We start from the raw sequence: 24,102 nt of genomic DNA, 5'->3' as shown, positions 1-24,102 counted from the left end.
GATTTCTATCTGAGACATGACTACTGTAGACTTATCGCCAATCACGAAGTACTTCCCCGGCTTGTCTTCTGAGCAAGTAAGGCAGTTGGGGCTTTTGCCTTCTTTGTATGAGGAGTGGAATACAAAGATCAATGTCATCTCCAGAAAAGACATTGATAACATTGTCACTAACCATATCTTGCATTCGCTTGCCATCGCAAAATTCATTTCTTTCAGAGACGAGAGTAAGATATTTGATATCGGCACCGGTGGCGGATTCCCGGGCATTCCATTGGCGATACTCTTTCCTCAGTGTCGATTTACACTCATAGATAGCATCGGCAAGAAAATCAGAGTAGTGACTGCAGTTGCTGAGGCTATCGGTCTGAAAAATGTGACTTGTGTGCATGGAAGGGCTGAAAGCATCAAGGATGATAAGTGTGATTTTGTTGTCAGTAGGGCAGCCATGCAGACTTCTGATCTTGTGGACATTGCTCGAAAGTTGGTGGATACAAGGAAACAAAGGAACTCTATGCCCAATGGTGTGATAGCTCTCAAAGGAGGGGATCTTCAGGCCGAGTTGCATCCGTTTCGAAACCTTGTCTCTGTCGAGGATCTGAGTGACATTTTTCAGGAAGAGTTTTTCGAGACAAAGAAGATTGTCTATCTACCTCTTTAACCATTCTTGATTCTATTATGATACAATACCACTCATTTACCTTTAATTTTGCCGGAGAGCAGACTTATCTTGTTTGGGATGAGACTGCCGAAGCCTGTATCATCGATCCGGGGTGTTTCACTCCTGATGAAGAGGTAGCTCTGACAAGATTTGTAGAGGAGAAAAACCTTAAGCCGGTCAGGGCTATATGTACACACTTACACTTTGATCACTGTATCGGGGCTCCTTTTGTCAAGGAAAAATGGGGCCTGGATCTTGAAGTGCCCGCATTGGAGATAGAGATGCTGCCTTCTCTTAAGGATCAACTTCGCTTGTTTGGACTTGGGCATATTCCCGTAGCGGAAATGTCGCCTGTCCCTTTGAGCGAGGGGGGGAGTGTTGCTTTCGGTAATGCCGAACTTAAAATCTTGCCTGTCCCCGGGCATTCTCCGGCGCATGTCGTCTTTTATGCAAATACCGTGGGAGTCGTTTTTGCCGGAGATACTTTATTCAATATGGGTATAGGACGTACAGACCTTTGGGGAGGCGATTATGACACATTGATCTCGGCGATAACGGCTCAGTTGTTCGTCCTCCCCGATGACACTGTTGTGCTACCGGGGCATGGGCCTGCAACGACTGTGGGCTACGAGAAGAGGAATAACCCTTATTTCTCCAAATGATAAACATTTTGCCTTCGTCATCAGTTAATAAACTATGAGAATAAATCAACTAATAATAACCGCATAAACAGATGAACACAAACGACTTTTCAATCAGACACATCGGGATAAGCCCTGATGATGAGAAAGTAATGTTGGATAAGATCGGAGTGAAAAGTATCGAAGAACTAATGAAGCAGACCATGCCTTCAAACATCTTCCTCGATGCTCCTCTCAATCTCCCTGAACCAATGACCGAACGCGAACTTATCGAGCACATCAACGAACTTGGTGCTAAGAATAAGGTCTTCTCGTCATACATCGGTATGGGATGGTACGACACTTGTACCCCTGCTCCGATCCAGCGTAATATCCTCGAAAATCCGGCTTGGTATACTTCTTACACTCCATATCAGGCTGAGATCTCTCAGGGGCGTCTCGAAGCTCTCTTCAACTTCCAGTCGATGATCACTGATCTCACTGCTCTTCCTCTCACCAACTGCTCTCTCCTTGACGAAGCCACTGCCGGTGCTGAAGCTGCCGCAATGATGTTGAACACTCGCAGCCGTGCAAAGAAGAATGCAGCGAAGCTCTTCGTGGCGGATGATGTATATGAGTCTACATTGAAGGTGATCATGACACGTTGTGAGCCTTGGGATGTGGAAGTCGTCGTCGGCTCATTGGAGTCTTTTGACTTCGGTGCAGACTATTTTGGTGTAGTCCTCCAATATCCTAACGAAAGAGGTGAGATCTTCGACTACAAGGCGTTCACCGAAAAGGCAAAGGCTGCAGAGATCAAGGTGGCAGTCGCAGCGGATCTACTTTCTCTTGTCCTCCTCACACCTCCCGGAGAATGGGGAGCAGACATCGTGTTCGGTACAACTCAACGATTTGGTATCCCGATGTATTTCGGAGGTCCATCGGCAGGTTATCTTTCAGCTCTTGATGATTTCAAGCGTTATATTCCCGGCCGTATCGTTGGACTCTCAAAGGATACTTATGGTAAGCCTGCATACAGACTTGCGCTCCAAACGAGAGAACAGCATATTAAAAGAGAAAAGGCAACATCAAACATCTGTACAGCGCAAGCACTCTTGGCTTCGATGGCCGGTATGTATGCCGTCTATCATGGCCCTAAAGGCTTGAGAGACATAGCAGGTCGTATCCACACTTATGCAGTACTTTTGGCCGAAAAGCTCGAAGACCTTGGTTATAAGCAAGAGAATAAGCTTTTCTTTGACACCCTTTATATCTCCAACATCAGTGAGGTAGAACGTGAGGCAATCAAGTCAACAGCACTTGACTGTCGTGTGAATCTTCGTTACTTCAAGAATGGCGCGATCGGTATCAGCCTTGACGAAACAACACAGGAGACTGACCTGGGTACACTTCTCTATATCTTTGCGCAAGGTAAGGGTATTGAGACTGTTCCTACTGTGGATGTGCCATCTGAGTGGAATGGTATCGAAGGTGGCTTGAAGAGGACATCAGACTTCCTTACTTACGAAGTCTTCAACAGCTATCATACAGAGACTGAGCTCATGAGATACATCAAGAGACTTGAACGTAAGGATATATCTCTTGCTCACTCTATGATTTCTTTGGGGTCTTGTACAATGAAGCTTAATGCGGCTTCAGAACTCTTCATCCTAAGCAACCCCCAATTTGCACTGATGCACCCTTATGCTCCCGAAGACCAGACCGAGGGTTATATCGAAATGCTCGATACACTAAAGTCTCTCCTTGGAGAGATCACAGGGCTTCCTGCTGTTTGTTTGATGCCTAATTCAGGGGCGTCGGGTGAGTATGCCGGCCTTCGTACCATCATGGAATACCACAAGGCGAACGGTCAGGGACACAGAGACATTATCCTGTTGCCATCGTCTGCTCACGGTACAAATCCTGCAAGTGCAGTTCAGTGTGGCTACAAGACCGTGACGACCATTTGTGACGAGAATGGTAACATTGATGTTGAAGACTTCCGCAAGAAGGCTCATGAAAACAAGGATCGTCTTGCAGGTACGATGATCACTTATCCATCTACACACGGTATCTTTGAGCCTGAGATCCGCGAACTTTGCCAGATTGTTCACGATTGTGGTGGTCAGGTCTATATGGACGGTGCAAACATGAATGCACAAGTAGGATACACCAATCCCGGATTTATCGGTGCTGACGTCTGTCACTTGAATCTACATAAGACCTTTGCTATCCCTCATGGTGGTGGTGGTCCCGGTGTAGGCCCCATCTGTGTGGCTAAGCACTTGGAAGCATATCTCCCTTCACACTCTGTTATGTATGGGGATGATCGTATTCCTGTGTCTGCAGCACCATTCGGTAGTGCTGTCGTCTTCGGTATCACTTACGCATATATCAGACTTCTTGGTGAAGCTGGTTTGAAGCGTTCGACAGCCGTTGCAATCCTTAATGCCAACTACATGGCTGCTTTCCTTGAAAAGGAATATGGTATCGTATATACCGGTACACAAGGACGTGTAGGGCATGAACTCATTCTTGAATGTCGTAAGATTAAGGAAATGAGTAATATCGATGAAAGTGATATCGCTAAACGTCTCATGGACTTTGGGTATCACGCACCAACCTTATCATTCCCCGTTCATGGCACACTCATGATTGAGCCAACAGAGAGTGAAAGTCTTGCCGAACTTGATCGCTTCATCGCAGTGATGACTAAGATCAGACAAGAGATCCAGGAGGTCATCGATGGTAAGGCTGATAAAGAGGATAATGTTCTTAAGAATGCTCCACACCCACAATACGAAGTGGTTGCAGACGAATGGACACATGCTTATCCACGTTCGAAGGCGGCATTCCCTCTTGAATATCTCAAGGAGAACAAGTTCTGGATCAATGTCAGCCGTATCGACAACGGCTTTGGTGACCGCAATTTGGTGGCTTCTCTTGCTTGCTGTGTATGGAATGAGTAAGCTGCATAGCAACAAAAAATAGATCAAAAGGCAGGTAGGGTTTACTCCTATCTGCCTTTTTCCTGCTATTGGGGGCTTACACACTTTTTCCCCTGGGGCATGCCCCAGGGGAAAAAAACTTTGAGTTTTTCGTGTTATTACTCATTACTCATTTATTTGGTGCTCCACTCTTGGAAATAGGGTAACCTCCTTGCGTAAGTCCTTTCGGTCATTTCTCGGGCTACAGAGCCCAAGAGAAAGACGACGGCATCAGCCGAGGGTAGAGCCCCACGCATACGCAGCGTACGCTTATAGCTGCGATTGAGACGCTCCACCCAATTCGTCGAGTAAATCATACGACGAACACCCTCCGGGAACATCAGGTAGGTGAAGTAGTTTATATTGCGAGGTGCCGACAAGGAGAGCAGGCTCCGGTAGCTTTTCCCCCAACGTTCTGCAAATGTACACAATTTCTCAAATGCCTTGATGGGTGTAAGACTTGTACCCGAGATCGGAAACAAGTCTTCCAACTCCTGCCTCATCCGATCCTTGTCCCTCTTCGATACGGCATTAAGTGCGTGACGCTTGAAATGAACGACACACAGCTGATGGGAGGAGTGAGGGAAAGCCGAGGCGATGGCTCGTTCAATCCCTTGTAAAGCATCTGAGATGATCAGGTCTATACGTTCGACTCCACGTGTTTTGAGGGCTTTCAACTCTGCCTCCCAATTCAACGCTCCTTCCGTGGGATGATTCACCACACAAAGCACCTCCCGACTACCGTCAGGAAGCAACCCCAACATCGTGTAATAGGCTTCCTGAGCCACACGATCATCCCGCCGTGTGTAGGCAAAGGTAGCATCGATGTACACCGCCAAATAGTGGGGCGACAGTTGGCGTTCCAACCACTTGTAGATCTCCTCTTTACTCGTGTTGGTGAGATAACTGACTTGCTGCTTGCTATAGTGATAGCCGTAGATCCGTTCGCACACCGAACCAATGTCTTCGCACGAAAGGCCTCGGGTATAAAGCTCGTGAAACAACAAGGCTCGTTCGCTCTCTTGGCTGGAAAGGATTCCCAAAATCAGGGGTTGGAAATTCCCCGAACGTGTTCGAGGAATCCGTAATTCAAAGCTACAGCCGTAGCCTCGCCATCGACGAGGACGGAAACCATTGCATTGTTCACCCTCATGCTCTTCGACAAAGAGAGCACGTTCTTGCTTCGAGAAGGTGTCCAATAGTACACGGATAAGTTCGTTAATACCTGCCTCTGATGATAGCATTTCAGAAATAAATGCCGACTTTTGTGTTGTTGTAAGCTCCATTGTTCTTAGGTTTATTTTTTTCTTACCTCAAAGTTAAGGACTAATGGGGCTTACACACTTTTTTAGGACAGTATCGTTATTACCTCTTTTTTGTGTTAGACATCAGCTCCTTGACAGCAGTTTTGAGTTGGGTATCCTCGTTGTGTAGATACTCTTCGGGGGTATTATATACAGTAATGTCGGGTTCGAGCTGTGTATTTTCGAGCACTGTGCCTTTGGAGTCGGTTACTGTCACTTGAGGAATTCCGAAAACAATGGATGGATCGATCTGTCTTTCCCACCATACGGCGGTCATTGTGCCAGGCACGGGTGCTCCGATGAGTTTACCGATACCCATTTCTCTATATACGACGGGGAAGCCATGAGCATTCGAGTAGTTCCCTTCGCCCATAAGGACAGCAGAAGGTTTGGTCCATTGTGCGAATGGGTCACTACCGATATAGCGGCCACGAGGGGTAAATCGGCCATATTCCTTACCTGTCAAGAGGATGACAAGGTCTTCGTGGAGCCAACCACCGCCGTTGAAACGAGTATCGATAACGACAGCATCACAATGGCGATATTTACCAAGCAGATCTTTGTAAGTCTGGCGGAAAGACCTGCTATCCATCCCTTCGATATGGATGTAAGCGATCTTATCGTTTGACCACTTCTTCACCATCTCTGCACGTTGAGCTACCCAACGACGATAGAGTAGGGCTGACTCACTACTTTGTGAAATGAGTTTTATGTATTCGTCTGCTTTCTTGCCGGTTCTCGGGTCTAAGAACGTCACGAGTACACGATTACCAACTTTGCCGTTGAGATACTTTTCGATAGGGGTGTTTGCAGTGATTGTCTCGCCATCGATGTTTAGTATGATTACACCTTCACGAGCTATGGTCTTAGATCTGTCGAGAGGACCACCTTTCATGATTTCTTTGATCTTGAGACCATCCCCCTTGTGCGTCTCATCGTAGAAGACACCGAAAGATGCTGTTGGGGTCGATGAGCCACGGGCGGCATAGCGAGCACCGGTATGAGATGCATTGAGTTCGCCGAGAAGTTCTGAAAGAAGATCAGCAAAGTCATGCTTATTATTGATATAAGGTAGCTGGCTACGATAGTTATCTGCGTACATCTTCCAATCTACACCGTGGAGGTTCGGATCGTAGAACTTATCTTCGACTTGTTTCACGACGTGGTTGAAGATATACTCTCGCTCCTCTTCAGGTTTATAGTCAAAGTTGGCATCATAGGTAATCGCCTTAGGCTTGCCTCCTTCGATCTTCTGTATGCCTTTGAATGTAATGACATAGAGAGTCTTGTCATCCTTGCCGAGAGTGAGCGAGCCCATTGCTACATTGGGGAGAAGGACCTTTGTTGACTTCGCGACGAGGTCTACTTCATAGAGGTTGCTTGCATTGTCGAAGTGTGCGATATAGTACAACTTCTCGCCCTTTGAGTCCATGACAAAGTCAGACTGACTGCCCGAAGCTCTGGTCATACGTACGGTACGATAGTCAAGACCATCGAAATTGAATGTGAATGGTGCTTTGACGGGCTTTTCTTCGACCTTCTTAGCCTTACTCTTCTTACTTTTCTTTTGCTTTGTGTCTTCTTTCTTCTCCTCTTTCTTCTTTGGTGTTATGAGTTCACGCTCCTCCTTGGATAGATTGAAGTGATCGAAAGCCTCTTGATCCAAGAATGCCATGTACAAGTCTTGTTCGGAGCCCCAGCTACCATGACTGCGATAGCCTGCTCTGTCCGAGAAGAACGCTACTGCTTTACCTCCGAGTACAAACTTTCCGTTTGTGTCAGAATAACCACTCTGTGTGAGGTTATGTGTTTCTCCTGAGCCGTCTGCTTTTATAAGAGCAACATCCTTGTTGTTCCATCCTCCGATGCCGATGTAGTCGGTTACGATCCACTTTCCATCAGGGCTCCACTCGAACCACTGGTCACCGTCCGCATACGAATAATTGTATTTACCATCCATGACTACACGCTCGCGCTTACTCTTCAGGTTGAGCACTACGATACTTGTGCGGTCTCTGAGGAAGGCAATTTCTTCGCCGTTTGGGCTGAACTTTGGATCGAAAGAAGGCTTTGCATCGTCTGTGAGCTTTGTTTCTTTAAGTTCTCGAGCATAGGTAAACCCTTGATCATCTTTGTTTACTAACTCACTCATGAAAATATCCCATTTGCCATCACGCTCAGCGGCATATACGAGCTTACGACCATCCGGGCTGAATACCACACTTCGCTCCTGTTGGGGAGTGTTTGTGATGCGCTTGGTAGTGTTGTATTCGACAGAGGTCACAAAGACTTCTCCTCTTACGACGATCGCAATCTCCTTGTTGTCCGGAGATAGAGCCATCTCTGTTGCACCGTTGGAGAACTTGATGGTGCGTGTGTCCATCGGAGCGTTGTCTGAATACACTTGTATTGCGACCTTCGATGGCTTACCACCCTTGGGGAGATAATACAATTGTCCATTCCAAGAGTAAGCCAAGTTGCCGGCGTTATCTGTGGAGACATACCTCACCGGATGATCCTTGTATGTGGTCAACTGGATAGGCGTTCCGTCATTGATAGGTCTCTTGTAAATATTGAACGTGCCATCTTGCTCTGATGTGTAGTAAAAGGCTTCCTCATTGGCTAACCACAACGCATTGCGATCCTCGCCCTTGAAGGACGTCAACTTTCTATGACCTTTACCCTTCTCATAAAGCCAAATGTCTCTGGTGATGGATGAGGTATGATGTTTGCGGAAAGGGTCTTCATATCCTTTGATATCGGTATAGAGTATTTTATCCCCTTTGAGCGAAGGCTCGATCATAGAGAGGGCACTGAACATGGTTGGACGACCTCCCGATACCGAGATGCTGTAAAGCTGTGTGAAGTTACGGTAGGGAAATATCCCCATTTGTGTGTCTGGGCGGATATTTGCATCGAAGATTAGATGCTCATTGTCTTTGAAAGCTACGGGGCGTTCGCCGACACTGTTGAAAGTCAGACGCCTTGCCGTACCACCTTCTCTGGAGGTTACATATACATCGAAAGAGCCTTCTCTATCCGATGCAAAAGCAAGTTTTGTCCCATCGGGGCTCCATACGGGTTGAGTGTCGTGTGCAGAGTGTGATGTTATTTGGGTAGCACGTCCACCCTGAGTAGGGACAGTGAAAATGTCTCCTTTGTAGGTGAATGCGATGACCTTACCGTCGGGAGAGAGTGCGGTGTGTCGTACCCATTGTGGTGTCTCTTGCGCCACCACTTCGCCGGAGATAGCTACCCCGGCCAAAAGGCTTAAGATGATCTTTGGTGACATCATTTTTAGTGGTTGCATGAGCGTATGATTTAAGGACAGGCATTAGTGAGGTCTTATCTTCGTGACAGGCTCTGTGTTTATTTCAATGTCAAAGATGGCCACTGACCGTAAGTCAAAGGCTGTATCTTTTCAAGTTGAGAGGTCTGATGTAACGAATAACTTGATGCCCCTCTTCTTGACCTTTGTCTTGATGCTTGTTCTTATATCAGGCTCAGGTTAATAAAATTGGTATTTGTTTGATTATAAATGTATTGTGTCTCCATATATACAAAGGGTGAGAGTAAATGTCCAAAGACACTACTCTCACCCCTATATCGTGGTGTCAGTCCTGTCGGTTAGATAAACCTTGTGAGACTTCTTCCCAATTCATTACTCGGGCATGACGAATGGGTAAGTGTACTCAGTGGGAGACAAGAATGTTTCCTTGATGTTGCGAGGGTTGACCCATCTGAGGAGATTGAGAGGTCCGCCAGCCTTGTCGTTGGTTCCCGATGCACGAGAACCTCCAAATGGTTGCTGACCTACGACAGCTCCGGTGGGCTTGTCATTGATATAGAAGTTTCCGGCAGAGTATCTCAATGCATCCATGACTTCTGTAATCGCATATCTGTCACGAGAGAAGATAGAGCCGGTGAGACCATAAGCTGTAGATGTGTCCACGAGCTTGAGGACCTTCGCAAATTCATTGTCTTCGTATACATATACTGTGAGTACAGGCCCGAAGATCTCTTCGACCATACTCTTATATGTAGGATTGGTTGTCTCGATGACGGTAGGTTGTACGAAGTAGCCGACACTTTTGTCGCATTTGCCGCCGATGACGACCTTCGCATCACTCGCTTTCTTCGCATGGTCGATGAAGCTCTTGATGTTGTCAAACGAAGCCTCGTCGATTACAGCATTGATGAAGTTAGAGAAGTCATTGACATCTCCCATTTTCATGCTCGAAAGCATCTCTTCAAGAAGTCCCTTGATCTCTTTCCAGAGAGATTTAGGAAGGTAAGCGCGAGAGGCTGCCGAACACTTCTGACCCTGATACTCGAATGCACCACGAGCGAGAGCCACAGCCACTTCTCTCGGATCTGCCGATGGATGGGCGAGGACAAAGTTCTTACCGCCGGTCTCACCCACAATTTTGGGATAGCAGCGATAGTTTGAGATATTGTTACCAATACCTTGCCATAGCGCATTGAATGTACCGGTAGAGCCGGTGAAGTGGAAGCCTGCAAGTGATGGATCTGCGAGTATCTCCTTACCGATCACACTACCTTGACCGGGTACGAAGTTGACAACCCCTGCAGGAAGGCCAGCCTCTTCGAAGAGCTTCATGAGGAAGTAGTTTGAGTGAAGAGAGGTGGTCGAAGGCTTCCATACACAAGTGTTACCCATCATCGCAGGAGCGAGGTTGAGATTGGCAGCAATAGAAGTGAAGTTGAAAGGCGTGAGTGTGAAGACAAACCCTTCGAGTGGGCGGTATTCCAAACGGTTGAATACTCCTTGCTCCGAAAGGGGTTGTTCAGCATATATCTTGCCGGCATAGTACGCACTGAATCTCAAGAAGTCGATCATCTCACATGGAGCATCGATCTCAGCCTGCATGGGATTTTTGGACTGCCCGACCATGACAGAAGCATTGAGGTCATAACGGTACTTGACGGCACATAGCTCGGCAAGTCTCATCATGATAGAGGCACGCTCCAACCAAGGCATCTTAGACCATTCCTTATGCGCTTTATTAGCCGCTTTGATAGCAGCCTTTACTTCCTTAGGACCGGCCTTGTGATAGGTGGCGATGACTTTCTTGTGGTTGTGAGGCATCACGACCTTTCCCACATCACCTGTGCGTACTTCTTTGCCATCGATGATGAGGGGGATTTCGATCTCTTGAGTTTCCCATTTCGAGACAGCAGCTTTCAGCAGCTCTCTCTCCTTTGTTCCCGGAGCATAAGACTTCACGGGTTCGTTTACGGGTCTTTCAAATGCGTATAAAATGTTGTCCATAATATAAAGTTTACTTATTTGTTGAAGTTCTTTTGACACTATAACTGATAATTCGGTTTTATTGTTGCGAGTGCTTGTAGATCTCGCCCATCATACACCTTGCAGATCCTCCGCCAAGTGTCTCTATCGTAATCAAGGATGGAGCAAGTATCCGAGCGTAACTCTCTATGTGTCGTACCTGATCAGGTGTCAGGCTATCATAAGCTTGGCGTGACATGACCATTAGAGGATAGCCGGTGTCATGTGTCCTCACAGAGAGCATGTTCCCTGCATATTTATATACTTGATCCAACGAAATCTCTATAATGTCGTGTCCTGTACTTTTGAGACTATCGAGTATCATGGCTCTTTGATGATCATCTCTGATACATTCGAGACATATCACGGCAAACTTCTCTGCCAATGCCATCATTACATTGGTATGATAGATCGGCAATCCCTCCTTGTCCAAGGCATCGAATATCACCGACTTATATCCCATTTCGTTACAGAAGATCTCAAGTAGTGGCTCTGAGATACGCTCGGAGCGACAAGCATAGACAATCTTATTGGCTCTGTCCAAAATAAGGCATCCTGTACCTTCAAGCATCAAACCTCTTTCGCGGTATGTGCGCAAGTCCGTGATTGCAGTCGGGTTGAAAGCTGACTTTATGGTCTGAAAGAGTGCATTTTTGTAACTCTCCTTGTTGCGGTTGTCCGTATACATAGGATAGAGTATCATCGTGCCATCTTCGTGCGTCGAGAACCAATTGTTGGGGAACAACGAGTCGGGAGTTGCAGGTGATGCAGTGTCCTCTGCCACCACTACCTTCACTCCATTGGATCTGAGGAGGGAAACAAACGCATCAAACTCTGCGAGTGCGAGTTCGTGCGATCGTTCTATGAGTTCCGGATCTGCTGTCTGAAAATGATTGTCTGCAGCAGTATGAGTATTGAAAGTGAAGTTGTACGGCCTCACCATGAAGACGGTATCAGTCGTCTGTTTTGCTTTATTTTCCATAGAGCAGTGGCTTGTGGATTCTTTATTGAGATAGCTCTTCAAGTGCAGCTCTGATGATTCCTATGGCTTCGTGGAGCTCACTCTCTGTGATGCACAAGGGGGGCGCAAATCGAATGATGTGTCTGTGTGTAGGCTTGGCTAGCAATCCTTTGTTTGCCATCACTTCACAGACATTCCATGCTTCGTATCCATTTTGAGGCTTGACGACCACAGCATTGAGAAGACCTTTACCTCTTACGACAGAGATAAACGGGCTGTCAATAGCCTCTAATTCATGACGGAAGATCTTTCCGAGGCGTTCGGCATTCTCCATCATGTTTTCTTCTTTTACCACAGTCAAAGCAGCTGTTGCTACTTTGCACGCAAGTGGAAATCCCCCATAGGTCGATCCATGTTCTCCCGGCTTGATTGTCAGCATCACTGAGTCATCTGCGAGCACCAATGACACAGGTAACACACCTCCTGAAATAGCCTTACCAAGAAGCACAATATCTGGGCGTACACCCTCATGGTCACACGCCAACATCTTACCTGTGCGAGCTATACCGGTCTGGATTTCATCGGCGATGAAGAGGGCATTGTGCTTCTTACAAAGTTCGACTATACCCTTAAGATATCCTGCATCGGGCACAACCACTCCGGCCTCACCTTGTATAGGCTCTGCCAGGATACCTGCCACACGAGGACCGTACTCTTCCATCACATCTGTAAGTGCCGAAAGATCGTTGTAAGGAACCTTGATGAAGCCCGGTGTGTGTGGCCCGTAGTCCGAGAACGAATCAGGGTCGGTCGACATTGAAACGATACTGATCGTGCGACCGTGAAAGTTACCTTCACAGACAACGATAATTGCTTGATCTGCAGGTATCTTCTTGACACGATAGCCCCAGCGACGGGCTAGCTTAAGCCCCGTTTCTACAGCTTCTGCACCACTATTCATGGGCAACATCTTGTCGTATCCGAAGTAGTTATGGATGAATTCCTCAAATGGCCCGAGGCTGTCGTTGTAGAAAGCTCTCGAGGTAAGACAAAGTGTATCTGCTTGTTCTTTCAGGGCTTCCACAATTTTGGGATGACAGTGTCCCTGATTGACAGCAGAATATGCTGACAGGAAGTCGAAGTATTTTTTGCCATCGACGTCCCATACATACGCTCCTTTACCTTTGGATAGGACGACACCGAGGGGGTGATAGTTATGTGCACCGAATTTATGTTCTTGATCAATAAACTGTTGAGCTTTAGGTGAAATGTTAAGCATAGTTTAGGTTTCTATTTTATAGTTTGAGTATTATGATAAATGTCTTTTCTGCTTTTGCATAAGTCCCTACAAGATATATAAAAACATCTGATTGGACAAGAAAATCATGTACTTACTGTGTAATCTATGGCCAACAGTCGTAGACGAGTAAAAAGAGATGGTGGACAAAGCTTATTTCAAGGTAATAGCTATCTCAGATTTAACTGACTTGTTTTTTGTCGTGTGCCAAAATATTCCATGGACTGACAGAAAATGAGGAGAAGTGATGCAGAAGGGAAATTATGATTGACTTTCAGAAAGATTCGGGATGTCTTTGTTTGTGAGGCGGATCAGAGGACAAAAGAGACCTCTTTGAATGCGTATTGATAGGTGCAAAGGTCTTCGACATGACGGAGACATAGTTGTCCTACGGGTGTTACTCCAATGATTGCAGCATCGAAGCGTCGCCCCTCCATGTCTCTAAATACATGTGTCATCCCATCTCGACGGAACAGGCGGCTGTGGTAATTCTCTCGAAGCTCTGTGATATGTGAAGGTAATTGATTGTAGATTTCTTGCAGATGCAAGAGTAGTCTTTCGCTCATGTCAGATAGAGGATAAGTGTTCCCTGTCTCAAGGGCGATAGAAGTAGGGTTGGGTGCATCGGAGACAAAGAGCTTCTGATTGATATTGAGTCCGATGCCTACAATGCTCGAAGATAGGTCGGCATTGATCCATTCATTTTCGATGAGGATACCTGCTACTTTGTGTTCGTTGATGTAGATGTCATTTGGCCATTTGATTTTTACTCTCTGAGATGGGATAAACTCGTCCAAAAAAGAACACAGCCCGAGAGATACAAATATATTCAGATCAAAAGGCTCGAACCCATCATATCTATTGGGATGAAGCAGGATCGATAGGGTGATGTTTTTGCCCGGTTCGCTTTCCCAACTATTGCCTCTTTGACCTCGGCCTTGGGATTGATTATGTGTAGACACGACGGTCCAAGAAGGCAAGTCCGGCCGATCAGTGATGAGAGCCTTGAGATAGGAATTTGTGGATCGGACTTCGTCCAGTTGGATATGATAGATGGTCACTGTTCAGTCGATTTGGGACAGCTCAACCTTGAGCCTTTTGGGGAGTTTGTCGTAGACAAGTCGGTAGGAATGGTGGACTTCTGCTATTACGGAGTTTTTGTCCATATCCTTGTCTCCACGAATCGTATTCCAATGTGTTTTGTTCATGTGATAACCTGGCTGGACGGCTTCATATCTCATTCTCAGCTCTATGGCTCTTTCGGGATCACACTTTAAGTTCATTGCAGCGTAAGGTTCATCCAGAGATAATATCAAAAATATCTTGCCTCCCACCTTATAGACTAAATGATCCGGACCGAATGGCATCTCTTCGGTCACATAGGGTAGGGAGAGGGCAATATCTCTGACTTCTTCGATGGTGATCATTTCTTTTCCTTTTTCCTTTTGATAAAGTGAAGAACCAACAATACTATGAACGAGCCACAGAGGACTATCGTGCCAATGTAAGCGATAAGTTCGGTCGCACGTACACTGCGAGGGGTGAACTCGAAGACGATCTCGTGCTCTCCTGCTGGTACTCTCAGTGCTCTCAGTGCATAGTCTGCTCGGAGTATCTCAGCTTCTTGGCCGTCTATCGTTGCATTCCACCCGTCAGTATAATAGATTTCTGAGAAGACTATGAGATTGTCCGTCGCTTTGCTCGATACCTTGTAGGTGATGCGGTCGGGGCTATAAGAGGTTTGAGATATGCTCGCAAGGCTGTCTCGTGTCAGACTCATTCCTTTTACCTTGTCTGAAAATGGAGGTGCGAGTACTGCAACCTTATTGAGCGGTTGGCTTCCAATGGCTGAAAATTCCTCATTGGCATCCTTGGCTTCGTAGATCCGGTCGACAAACCATGCAGCACCGTATGCTTCGTCATCAGTGATAAGGATGGCTCTTGTGCGTGTGGAGTCGGGGGTTATATAGTACTTCGTATTGAGAGCACGGAGGACATTCGTGTTCTGTTTGGAGAGATAGCCCTCTATGAGGTCTTGGTAGCGTTGTAGTTTGGCTGCGTGATACCCCCCTACAGATCTATGGAGATAAGATGTCGTGGCATCGTTGAAGGTACTGACAGTGAGATTCATCACTCTATGTGGGGATTTGTCTTTGAGAATTTCATCATCGATAGCAGTGCGTGTATGTGCACGTCGACTTACTTCCTGAGCTTCGAGATATTTACTGTCGTTTAGGTAACGCTTATCCACACTCCAGAGATCAATGAATGTGAGGGCTCCGATAAGAGCAAAGGCGACTGTTGCATTAACTTTTTTGAAGTAGAGTAGGGCAATAAGGCCTGCTCCCAAAGCTATGATGATGAGACTCCTGAGGGCATCGGCCTTGAAGATGCTTTCACGTACGCTCTGGAGATCGTTGACAAGTAGCTGAAAGTCCGGCTGCTGTGCTGTGTAGCTGGCAAAAGCTGAGGCTTCCATGCGGCTGATAAATCCTCCGCTGAGTGAGGGCATCAACCACATGATCAAAGCAACTCCTCCGGTGAGAATCAAAGAGGTATACGTAGCCCCCTTCTTGTCTCTCAGTATCTGTGGATCATGTCCTATGAGATATAGTCCCCATATAGCGAAGAGTGGAATGGTCATCTCAGCAACAACGAGGATGGAAGAGACGGTTCGGAACTTATTGTACATCGGGAAGTGATCAATAAACAGATCCGTGAGCCACATCATGTTGTGTCCCCACGAGAGCATGATGGTAAGGAGAGTAACCACTGCAAGAGCCCACTTCATCGACCCTTTGCTCACGAAGAAGCCGAAGAATGCCAAGGTCAGAACAAATGCGCCCACATAGACCGGACCTGCAGTGAATGGCTGATCGCCCCAGTATCTGTTTTGCTGGGCGATGAACTGCAAAGCTTGTGGATGTTGTACTGTGGCACCGATAGATGCAGTTTCCACCCCGATGTGTGACGAAAAACCACCCTTTGCATCAGGGATCAAGAACGTCAGCATTTCATCAATGCCGTAGCTCCACTGAGTGATGTACTCTTTGTCTAATCCGTTGCTTTTTGCCGGTGCCTTCGTTTGTGACGAGTTGTTGAGGGTAAGCTCGCTGCCACCACGCATCGTCTCCTTGGAATACTTATATGTATGGTACAGGTTAGTCGAGTTGATTGCAACACCTACTATACCTGCCAATACAACCGAAGTAAAGGCTTTTGTGAAGTGTTTCCAATCTTTGTTTCGATAGGCCTCAATACCCCATGCAATGACCATCGCAAACATAAGGAATGCGAAATAGTAGCTCATCTGTATGTGGTTCGAGTAGATCTGAAGTGCGGTAAATAGAGCCGTTACCCCAAAACCGAATAGATATCGGCGATGATGGAAAGCCAGTACAAGACCTGCGAGTGTCGGTGGTATGTATGATAGGGTAAGCAGCTTCCATATATGTCCTGCATCAATCAGGATGATAAAGTAAGAGGAGAAGGCCCACATGATTGCTCCTAAAACCGAGAGAAGAGGACGCACACGGCAAGCCCTCATAAGGATATAAAAGCCTATGAGCATCAAAAACATCAGATAAGTCTCACCGGGTAGGATATTGAAGGGGACTTTGAGTTGATAGACGCCTTGTATGCCCTTGATAACACCTGACGATGGATAGGTGGGAGAGATCTGATACATCGGCATACCTCCAAACTGACTACCTGTCCAAAGGGGGGAGTGTCCGGTTTTCTCTCTTACCTCCACGACATCACGTGCCACACCTGCAGCTCCGGCTCCATCCATCTGAAAGAGTTTGCGCCCCTCAAAAACTGCCGGATAGAAGTATGCCAACGAAATGACTATAAATGCAATAACGATTGCTATTGTCTGTGTGACACGATGTTGCCACCACTTTTTTTGTATCTCTTCTTGTGTATTCATTGTTTGGAAATTAGTCATAGAAATTCTTGTCAAACTTGGTGAAGTTGCCTTGCCTCATCAGGATTTGCTTACGGAACGAGTGTAAAAAACCCAATCCATACCCAAAGAGTTGAACGTAAGAAGCAATCACACCGTGCACCGCAAGATCCATCCATCCTGTACGGATAAATAGATCGCAGGTGATCAACAGTGCATATATGAGTGGGAAGATCAGCCAATAAGGGTTGTGAATAAGAGCCAAAAGAATGAGCACGAGATGACCAAGGACAAACAGTGCCGGCAACCAATGCACGAGCTTGAGTGTCCCCGGATGAAGTTTGTTGAGAGTGATACGAGCGATCCCACTATTGTAGACCTGTCGGAAAAACTGTCGATATGAGACTCTACGCTTGTGATAGAGCCAAGCTTCTTCATAACACTCAGATCTATATCCCGCTTCAAGGATACGCATACTGAGATCCAAATCCTCTCCAAAGCGCATGGCTCTGAAGCCTCCTACCGATCGATAGACTTCGCAATCGATCCCCATATTGAAGCTTCTTGGGTAGAATTTGTCGAGTCTCTTCTTTCCGCCTCGGATACCCCCCGTGGTGAAAAAGGAAGTCATGCTATAATCAATGGCTCTCTGGATGACAGTGAAGTCTTCACTGGCACGATCCGGACCTCCCCAAAGAGGGACAGGGCGTTCTCTTCGGGATTGTTCTACCTTTTCGAGATACTCGGTGGGTAACACCGTATCTGAGTCCAAGATGATGAGGGTCTCTCCTTGAGCCAGAGATGCCCCCTTATTGCGAGCTCCTCCCGGTCCCGTGTTCTCTTGATACACGTAGCTGACTTCTATACGATCCCGAAAACTCTCCACTATCTCTTTCGACGAGACTTTCGAACCATCTTCCACAACAATAACCTCAAAATCGATATCGCCTGAAAGACAACAAATAGATTCCAACAATTCTTTGATTTCGTCGGGTCTGTTGTAAAGTGGTATGATAAAGGAATATCTCGGTGTCATTACGTATTGTCAGTGCTCTTGTTTACTATACAAAGATACTTCTTTTCGGTTATCTCGTATTATCCTTACCGTGTGGTGAGTGAAAAATGTAAGTCCTATCGAGTAAAGTTTGATTGCCGACAATTTCTCAAATATGTCACATGATAAACGCTTGCTTGTTTAGAGTTTATTTTCATGCTTTGCAGTCTTCTTGCGGAAAACCTGAAGGTGATGATAGATATACATCGAAATCCGTGAGGAGAGTTTGAAGCAATGAATGTGAAATTTGGTGTAGTTCGCAGAGCCTTTTCAGACAGAGGCGAGTGAGACATACATTTCTCCAAGAGGTTACAGGATGGTCTGACAGGGTGGGTAAGGGGATGTCTGAGAGACGGTGAGCAAGGTGAGTGAGTTTTGAATATCGGAACTCTTGGTCGTAAAGGTGTTCTTCGAAGCGCATGGTGCAGATCGTCTTTTTTCGCTTCAATGTATCGAGAGCTTCTTCTGAATAGTGACGTCCCAGCATCCGATAAAGGACCTGAATATCAAATTCTGCATTATGAAAGACCAACACAGAGGTGTCTGATATGCTGTCAAGAAGTATTTTGCTCACTTCGGACTCATCTTTCCCATATTCTATGATCTGTTGGGTGTCAATCTTGTGAACTTTACGTGCAGAGGGGTTCCCCGGATATTCTTGGCGAATGAGAAGAGTTTTGTGAGAGATCACTTGAAAGTCCTTCGATAGGTGCAACCATGAGATTTGTATCGCATCAGGGATATCCCCTTTTTGGGTGATAAGCCCATTGGTCTGAATGTCAAGCACAGTAAACTCAATCTTTGCTTCTCTTGGAGCTTTAGGGGGGAAAAAGGGATTCTCAGGTTGAGAGACCTGTGTGGAGTTAATAGGGAGCAGTTCTATTTTATCTTCCTTTTTACTCATCCATGAAGATAACAGTAGCCATACCAACCCGATTGCAAGAATGATGATAAGTACAGTCATGGCTTTCTGATGATGAGGGCTACTCGGGTTTGATCAACTGTGTCCCACAGATGGCACAGTAATTGTCTTGAGGTTGATTGCTCTCATGTCCACAGTGGTGACAGAAGACCGAAGCATGTGGTTCGAGCTCTGAAAGATCTTTGTGCGTCTTGCCATGGACAGACTCCTTGACCACTTCGGCACTGATGATACCTGTCGGTACAGCGATGATGGAGTAACCAAGAAGCATCACAACAGTAGATACAAACTGTCCTAAGGGTGTGATCGGTGTGATGTCCCCATAGCCTACGGTCGTGAGTGTGATCATTGCCCAGTATATGGATCTGGGAATGCTACTGTAATTGGGATTAACCGGGCTTTCGATGATGTACATGAGGGTGCCAAGGAGGGATACAAGTACAGCAATCCAAAGCATGAAGACGCTGATCTTCTCATAACTGTGCCGAATGGCTTTGGAGAAAAACTTGCCTTGCCGGACAAAGGCTCCCATCTGTAATACCTTGAAAACTCTCAACAAGCGTACACTACGCAGGATGAGCATATAGTGTGCTCCACTGAATGCTATGGCTATGTAGCTGGGTAGTACAGCAAATAGATCTACGAGACCAAAGAATGAGAAAATGTATTTCCTCTTTTCCAGACTTGCATAAATACGTACACAATACTCAATCGTGAATAGGATGGTACATATCCATTCAAAGATGGAAAGGAAACGATGAAGGGTAGTGCCTATCTTGGTGATCGTATGGATAAAGACTGCTGTGACACTCAATAGAACCAAAGTGAGGATCACGATGTCAAACCTCCATCCTTCCTTAGTGTCGTTGAAAAAGAGAATGCGGTACAGCTTGCGTTGATCATACCATGGCATTTCACCATAGTTCCCTACCTCATTGATACAGAGTCTGTGTCTCTGTGTACTTTCTTTGTGTGGGTTTCGGTATTTGTCCATAATACTAAACGTTTTTAGCTTTGTTTTTGTATATGTATTTCCATATTTCCAACACATTGAGAAGCCACACGATAGACATTGGTAGTAAGACGAGTAGTTCGCTCACAAGGTTAGTGTCTGAGGCAAAGAGCCCCAAAGTGATTCCCGTGTAACTAAGCCCAAGAGTCACCCCTCCGAGGGTATATTTGGTCTTTTCGGAGAGAGTTCCGAATAACATCCAAATCACTGTTCCTGACATTGAGATCACCGAGGTATAGAGGGTATTCATACCACTGAAAAGGCCGATGAAAAGTATAATCGAACCGGAAAAGAGAGGTAACAAGCTCTGTGGAGTCTCGAGCTTACGTGCTTTGAGACATGGCAGGAGTTGAATGTGAAAGAGATTGATGACCAAGAGTCTGAGTAACCAAGGGGGTAATATCTCATATTTTCGAATCAGATGAATGACTGAAAATTCGTTTGGCAACTCTGCGACTGTCGGGATGCTCCTAAATCCTGTTATCCATCCTTTATAAGAGACCCATAGAGCATCCATAGACATGACTGTCAGTGGCAAAAGAAGCAGGATGATAGTGGCTACCAGGGCTGTGATGCCAAACTCCTTTTTATTCTTGGTGAAGAAGATGAGGAAGTATCCCAGCAGTGGATGTATTGTTAGCACACTCGCTATGCTGACAAGTACAGCACTGATCTTGGGTCTTGTCTGAAGGTACAGAACAGCAAGTACGAGCATGGGTAGTACTAAAAGTATCGGAGTGAAGTGTATGACACTGACAACCAAGGCTGGTGACAGCATGAGGATTGCAAGTCTGTATGAAACTCCTTTTTGATACCATTTATATGCGCTCCATCCCAATATCAATATGTACATCACAATAAAAAGGTGGTCTGTGATGTATGTCTTGGGAAAGAGGGTAGGGACAATATCCCAAAGTGGACCTAAGCCAAGCCTGTCATAGTAGTCGCACACGTCGGTATTTACTATTGTGGACATTAGAATTCCGAGGTGAAGTGGAACTCTATCTCAGGGAAGTCTTGTCTTGCCATGTTGAGAAGATAGCCACTGTCAGCCATATAAACATCACGACCGTGGATGTCCACAGCCATATATTGCGCCTTGCGCCGCTTGAAATCTTCGAGTGCAGCTTGATTGTCGGATGAGATCCAGCAAGCCTTGTACAAGCTCACGGGTTCCCAACGGCACTGTGCTTGGTACTCGTGGAGTAGGCGATACTCGATGACTTCGAACTGGAGTTGTCCCACTGTGCCAATGATCTTACGACCATTGAATGTGCTGGTAAAGAGTTGTGCAACCCCTTCGTCCATGAGTTGGTCGATCCCTTTTTGGAGCTGTTTGGCCTTCATCGGATCCGCATTTTCAATGTATTTGAACATCTCAGGGGAGAAGCTGGGTAGGCCTTTGAAATGCAGATTTTCTCCCGATGTCAGGGTGTCTCCGATCTTGAAGTTTCCAGTATCCGGAAGCCCGATGATATCACCTGCAAAGGCATTGTCGACAATCTCCTTTTTTTGAGCCATAAAAGCAGTCGGGCTACTGAATTTCAGATTTTTACCAAGACGTACGTGCTTGTAGTTTGTGTTGCGCTCAAATTGTCCTGAACAAATCTTGACAAACGCGATACAACTGCGGTGGTTGGGATCCATATTGGCATGGATCTTAAAGATGAATCCTGTGAAAGGCTCTTCGTATGGATCTACAGCTCTTTCCTCAGCCTGAGTTACACGTGGTGCGGGAGCTATGCGAACGAAACAGTCGAGGAGCTCCTTTACCCCGAAAGTGTTGAGTGCTGAACCAAAGAATACCGGTGCAACTTCGGCGTTTAGGTATCGTTCGGTATCGAGTGAGGGGTAGACTTCGTTTATGAGTTCCAAGTCATCTTTTAGCTTCTTTGCTTGAGCTTCTGAGATATATTCTGTGAGTTGGGCACTATCGAGGTCAAGCTCTACACGTTCAGAGATTTTTTGTTTGTTAGGCGTGTAGATATCTAACCCCTTCTCATAGATGTTGTAAACTCCTTTGAACCGTTCGCCCGAGTCGATGGGCCAAGATAGAGGAGTAACCTTGATCTGGAGCTCTTCTTCGATTTCATCCAACAAGTCGAACGGATCTTGACTCTCTCTGTCCATCTTGTTCACAAAGACAATTACAGGGGTCTTACGCATACGACAAACCTCCATTAGTCTCTTTGTTTGTTGCTCCACACCACGAGCTCCATCGATGACAATGATAACACTATCCACTGCAGTCAGCGTACGGTAAGTATCCTCTGCAAAGTCTTGGTGACCGGGAGTATCAAGGATGTTGATTTTGTAGCCCTCATAGTTGAAGCCCATCACAGAAGTCGCTACGGAGATCCCTCTTTGTTTTTCTATCTCCATCCAGTCTGAAGTGGCAGTCTTTTTGATTTTATTGCTTTTGACCGCTCCTGCCACATGGATTGCACCACCAAACAAGAGTAGCTTCTCTGTCAGTGTTGTCTTCCCGGCATCAGGGTGAGCGATGATGGCAAAAGTGCGACGTCTGGATATTTCGGCTTGATTGTACTGCATGATATAATGATATGTTGTAGATATTTTTCTTAGTTCATTGATAGTTCCAACTCATAGACTTCCTTCAGAGCCTCTTGCCAAGGTTGGGAGATATCTGTGATCTTGCTTTGGATTTTGTTGATGTCTAATGTCGAATATTGAGGTCTATTAGCCAAAGTATTATATTCCTTTTGGCTACAAGGAGTGATCTCAACGTTATGGGTCAAAGTATCTAGATCCAAGATCGCTCTTGCGAAGTCAAACCTTGAGACTTCTCCGACATCAGCATAGTGGTAAAGTCCGAATTCGAGCACATCCCCTTGCTTTATATTTTGAATGACGCGAACCACTGACTTGGCCAAACCGAAAGCAGATGTCGGACTGCCAACCTCATCATTTACTACCCTCAACTTAGCATCCTCGAGAGCTTTGCGACGGATAATATTGTAGAAGTTCTTGCCATAAGGGGAGTATAACCATGCTGTGCGCCACACGTAAGCCGTAGTGCATGTGGATAGGACTCTGGCCTCTCCTTCGAGTTTTGTCTCTGCGTAGAAATTTGCAGGACAAGGTTGATCCTCCTCTTTGTAAGGGTGTGAAGACTTCGGACAGCCCTCTCCTCCAAATACGTGATCGGTACTGAAGTGAAAAAGTATTTTATTGTGTTGTTGACATAGAGCCGCCAACTGATCGGGAAGTTCGGTGTTGAGTCGTATGGCTTCGTTGCGATTGACCTCTGCATCATCAACACCTGTAAATGCAGCCGCATTGACAACAATATCGGGCTTGTAGAAGTTGAAAAAACGTTCGACTTCTTCCGGGATGGTGAGATCTATAACACTTCTTATTGTAGGCAACCATTTGATCCCTTCCACTTCACCAAAGTTGCGAATGATTGCATTTCCGAGTTGTCCTCCAGCCCCGGTCAGCCAGACGGTGAGTTGTTTCTTTTTTTTCATACTTCTGTGGCGTTATCGACTTTTATATTACCGGCCTCTATCTCACAAAATCTATCTGCAAGAATAGCCAAGAATGTACTGATCTGTTTGATTGACTCAAGGGTTTCTGCCGATACCTCTTTCCCTTGCATCTTTAGGCTGAGATAGCCATAGATACCGACAAAGCAAGTCTCTATTTCGTTTTGTTTTGTGTCATTGCTGAGTGACCGCAGTTGAATGATCGCAGGCAAAGTTTTATAGTACACTGTCGAATATATGGACTGCACGGGCATCTTAAGCAATTGCTGGTGGATAGTGTTCAGCCTGAAAAGGAGATTTTGTATCGTCGGAAGGTGTCCCGAAGTCATCAGGTTATTGAGTACCATCTCATTTTTAAGAGTTATGTACCAATCGATAACAATTTGTGTGGGACCTTCGGTATTTTTATAGTTGTTCAAGACATACTTCTCGATGGCCTCATCATCTCCATTAAGAGCTCTTATGATGTCCTCTACCTGAAACATATATAAGATGTACTCAGATATGTTCTCTTGTCTCTTTTTCTGTGCTACAAACATAATGATCTTATATTGTCAAAT

18 protein-coding genes are annotated in these 24,102 nt (G+C 45.9%); 3 read left to right on the top strand and 15 right to left on the bottom strand.

Features of this window, described 5'->3' with window-relative positions:
- Positions 1-16 precede the first annotated feature (16 nt).
- From rsmG to gcvP, 3 genes are all read left to right on the top strand, one after another.
- Positions 17-658 (top strand): 16S rRNA (guanine(527)-N(7))-methyltransferase RsmG, encoded by a 642-nt coding sequence (gene rsmG / locus EL262_RS03065; RefSeq protein WP_025838233.1) that lies wholly within the window; start codon positions 17-19, stop codon positions 656-658.
- Between the two features lie 17 nt (positions 659-675).
- Positions 676-1,320 carry an MBL fold metallo-hydrolase gene (locus EL262_RS03060; protein WP_025838236.1) on the top strand — a complete coding sequence of 215 codons (645 nt, stop codon included), beginning with the start codon at positions 676-678 and terminating at the stop codon, positions 1,318-1,320.
- A gap of 71 nt (positions 1,321-1,391) precedes the next feature.
- Positions 1,392-4,247 carry an aminomethyl-transferring glycine dehydrogenase gene (gcvP, locus tag EL262_RS03055; protein ID WP_078735759.1) on the top strand — a complete coding sequence of 952 codons (2,856 nt, stop codon included), beginning with the start codon at positions 1,392-1,394 and terminating at the stop codon, positions 4,245-4,247.
- Between the two features lie 152 nt (positions 4,248-4,399).
- Here gcvP and EL262_RS03050 read toward each other — a convergent pair whose 3' ends face one another.
- From EL262_RS03050 to EL262_RS02980, 15 genes are all read right to left on the bottom strand, one after another.
- Positions 4,400-5,551, bottom strand: a complete 1,152-nt coding sequence (locus tag EL262_RS03050) for an IS256 family transposase (protein ID WP_126464345.1) — start codon at positions 5,549-5,551, stop codon at positions 4,400-4,402.
- Positions 5,552-5,630: 79 nt separating this feature from the next.
- Positions 5,631-8,879: a S41 family peptidase gene (locus EL262_RS03045; RefSeq protein ID WP_420874819.1), complete on the bottom strand. Its 3,249-nt coding sequence runs from the start codon at positions 8,877-8,879 to the stop codon at positions 5,631-5,633.
- A 351-nt stretch (positions 8,880-9,230) separates the two neighbouring features.
- Positions 9,231-10,862 (bottom strand): L-glutamate gamma-semialdehyde dehydrogenase, encoded by a 1,632-nt coding sequence (pruA, locus tag EL262_RS03040; RefSeq protein WP_025837865.1) that lies wholly within the window; start codon positions 10,860-10,862, stop codon positions 9,231-9,233.
- Positions 10,863-10,920: 58 nt separating this feature from the next.
- The gene (ctlX, locus tag EL262_RS03035) at positions 10,921-11,862 is read right to left on the bottom strand and encodes a citrulline utilization hydrolase CtlX (RefSeq protein ID WP_025837863.1); all 942 of its coding nucleotides are present in this window, start codon (positions 11,860-11,862) and stop codon (positions 10,921-10,923) included.
- 22 nt (positions 11,863-11,884) lie between these two features.
- A complete protein-coding gene (rocD, locus tag EL262_RS03030; RefSeq protein WP_025837861.1) occupies positions 11,885-13,120 on the bottom strand; it encodes an ornithine--oxo-acid transaminase in 1,236 nt (411 codons plus the stop codon).
- A gap of 329 nt (positions 13,121-13,449) precedes the next feature.
- Positions 13,450-14,199, bottom strand: a complete 750-nt coding sequence (locus EL262_RS03025; RefSeq protein WP_025837859.1) for a biotin--[acetyl-CoA-carboxylase] ligase — start codon at positions 14,197-14,199, stop codon at positions 13,450-13,452.
- A gap of 3 nt (positions 14,200-14,202) precedes the next feature.
- Positions 14,203-14,565 carry an MmcQ/YjbR family DNA-binding protein gene (locus EL262_RS03020; RefSeq protein ID WP_126464344.1) on the bottom strand — a complete coding sequence of 121 codons (363 nt, stop codon included), beginning with the start codon at positions 14,563-14,565 and terminating at the stop codon, positions 14,203-14,205.
- Positions 14,562-17,069 (bottom strand): YfhO family protein, encoded by a 2,508-nt coding sequence (locus EL262_RS03015; protein WP_234983419.1) that lies wholly within the window; start codon positions 17,067-17,069, stop codon positions 14,562-14,564. The genes EL262_RS03020 and EL262_RS03015 overlap by 4 nt, the downstream gene beginning before the upstream one ends.
- Before the next feature lie 10 nt (positions 17,070-17,079).
- Positions 17,080-18,081 carry a glycosyltransferase family 2 protein gene (locus EL262_RS03010; protein WP_025837852.1) on the bottom strand — a complete coding sequence of 334 codons (1,002 nt, stop codon included), beginning with the start codon at positions 18,079-18,081 and terminating at the stop codon, positions 17,080-17,082.
- A 172-nt stretch (positions 18,082-18,253) separates the two neighbouring features.
- Positions 18,254-19,063 (bottom strand): 3'-5' exonuclease, encoded by an 810-nt coding sequence (locus EL262_RS03005; protein ID WP_025837850.1) that lies wholly within the window; start codon positions 19,061-19,063, stop codon positions 18,254-18,256.
- A 19-nt stretch (positions 19,064-19,082) separates the two neighbouring features.
- A complete protein-coding gene (locus EL262_RS03000) occupies positions 19,083-20,015 on the bottom strand; it encodes an ion transporter (RefSeq protein WP_025837847.1) in 933 nt (310 codons plus the stop codon).
- A gap of 4 nt (positions 20,016-20,019) precedes the next feature.
- Positions 20,020-21,009, bottom strand: a complete 990-nt coding sequence (locus EL262_RS02995) for a hypothetical protein (RefSeq protein ID WP_078735605.1) — start codon at positions 21,007-21,009, stop codon at positions 20,020-20,022.
- Positions 21,009-22,586 (bottom strand): peptide chain release factor 3, encoded by a 1,578-nt coding sequence (locus tag EL262_RS02990; RefSeq protein WP_036846192.1) that lies wholly within the window; start codon positions 22,584-22,586, stop codon positions 21,009-21,011. Before EL262_RS02990 ends, EL262_RS02995 begins: the two co-directional genes overlap by 1 nt.
- A 29-nt stretch (positions 22,587-22,615) precedes the next feature.
- Positions 22,616-23,524, bottom strand: a complete 909-nt coding sequence (gene rfbD / locus EL262_RS02985; RefSeq protein WP_025837842.1) for a dTDP-4-dehydrorhamnose reductase — start codon at positions 23,522-23,524, stop codon at positions 22,616-22,618.
- Positions 23,521-24,081, bottom strand: coding sequence for a DUF4924 family protein (locus tag EL262_RS02980; RefSeq protein ID WP_025837840.1), 561 nt, complete (start codon positions 24,079-24,081; stop codon positions 23,521-23,523). Before EL262_RS02980 ends, rfbD begins: the two co-directional genes overlap by 4 nt.
- Between the last annotated feature and the right edge of the window lie 21 nt (positions 24,082-24,102).

Source organism: Porphyromonas cangingivalis, from assembly GCF_900638305.1.
GTDB classification, from domain to species: Bacteria; Bacteroidota; Bacteroidia; order Bacteroidales; family Porphyromonadaceae; genus Porphyromonas_A; species Porphyromonas_A cangingivalis.
This window is presented reverse-complemented; position numbering and strand designations above follow the sequence as displayed.

Coding starts and splice junctions, on each gene's coding strand:
- EL262_RS03005 (WP_025837850.1), bottom strand. CDS start 19,063: ATGACTGTACTTATCATCATTCTTGCAATCGGGTTGGTATGGCTACTG.
- EL262_RS03045 (WP_420874819.1), bottom strand. CDS start 8,879: ATGCAACCACTAAAAATGATGTCACCAAAGATCATCTTAAGCCTTTTG.
- gcvP (WP_078735759.1), top strand. CDS start 1,392: ATGAACACAAACGACTTTTCAATCAGACACATCGGGATAAGCCCTGAT.
- EL262_RS02995 (WP_078735605.1), bottom strand. CDS start 21,009: ATGTCCACAATAGTAAATACCGACGTGTGCGACTACTATGACAGGCTT.
- rsmG (WP_025838233.1), top strand. CDS start 17: ATGACTACTGTAGACTTATCGCCAATCACGAAGTACTTCCCCGGCTTG.
- rocD (WP_025837861.1), bottom strand. CDS start 13,120: ATGCTTAACATTTCACCTAAAGCTCAACAGTTTATTGATCAAGAACAT.
- EL262_RS03060 (WP_025838236.1), top strand. CDS start 676: ATGATACAATACCACTCATTTACCTTTAATTTTGCCGGAGAGCAGACT.
- EL262_RS03015 (WP_234983419.1), bottom strand. CDS start 17,069: ATGAATACACAAGAAGAGATACAAAAAAAGTGGTGGCAACATCGTGTC.
- EL262_RS03050 (WP_126464345.1), bottom strand. CDS start 5,551: ATGGAGCTTACAACAACACAAAAGTCGGCATTTATTTCTGAAATGCTA.
- ctlX (WP_025837863.1), bottom strand. CDS start 11,862: ATGGAAAATAAAGCAAAACAGACGACTGATACCGTCTTCATGGTGAGG.
- EL262_RS03000 (WP_025837847.1), bottom strand. CDS start 20,015: ATGGACAAATACCGAAACCCACACAAAGAAAGTACACAGAGACACAGA.
- pruA (WP_025837865.1), bottom strand. CDS start 10,862: ATGGACAACATTTTATACGCATTTGAAAGACCCGTAAACGAACCCGTG.
- rfbD (WP_025837842.1), bottom strand. CDS start 23,524: ATGAAAAAAAAGAAACAACTCACCGTCTGGCTGACCGGGGCTGGAGGA.
- EL262_RS03020 (WP_126464344.1), bottom strand. CDS start 14,565: ATGATCACCATCGAAGAAGTCAGAGATATTGCCCTCTCCCTACCCTAT.
- EL262_RS03010 (WP_025837852.1), bottom strand. CDS start 18,081: ATGACACCGAGATATTCCTTTATCATACCACTTTACAACAGACCCGAC.
- EL262_RS02990 (WP_036846192.1), bottom strand. CDS start 22,586: ATGCAGTACAATCAAGCCGAAATATCCAGACGTCGCACTTTTGCCATC.
- EL262_RS02980 (WP_025837840.1), bottom strand. CDS start 24,081: ATGTTTGTAGCACAGAAAAAGAGACAAGAGAACATATCTGAGTACATC.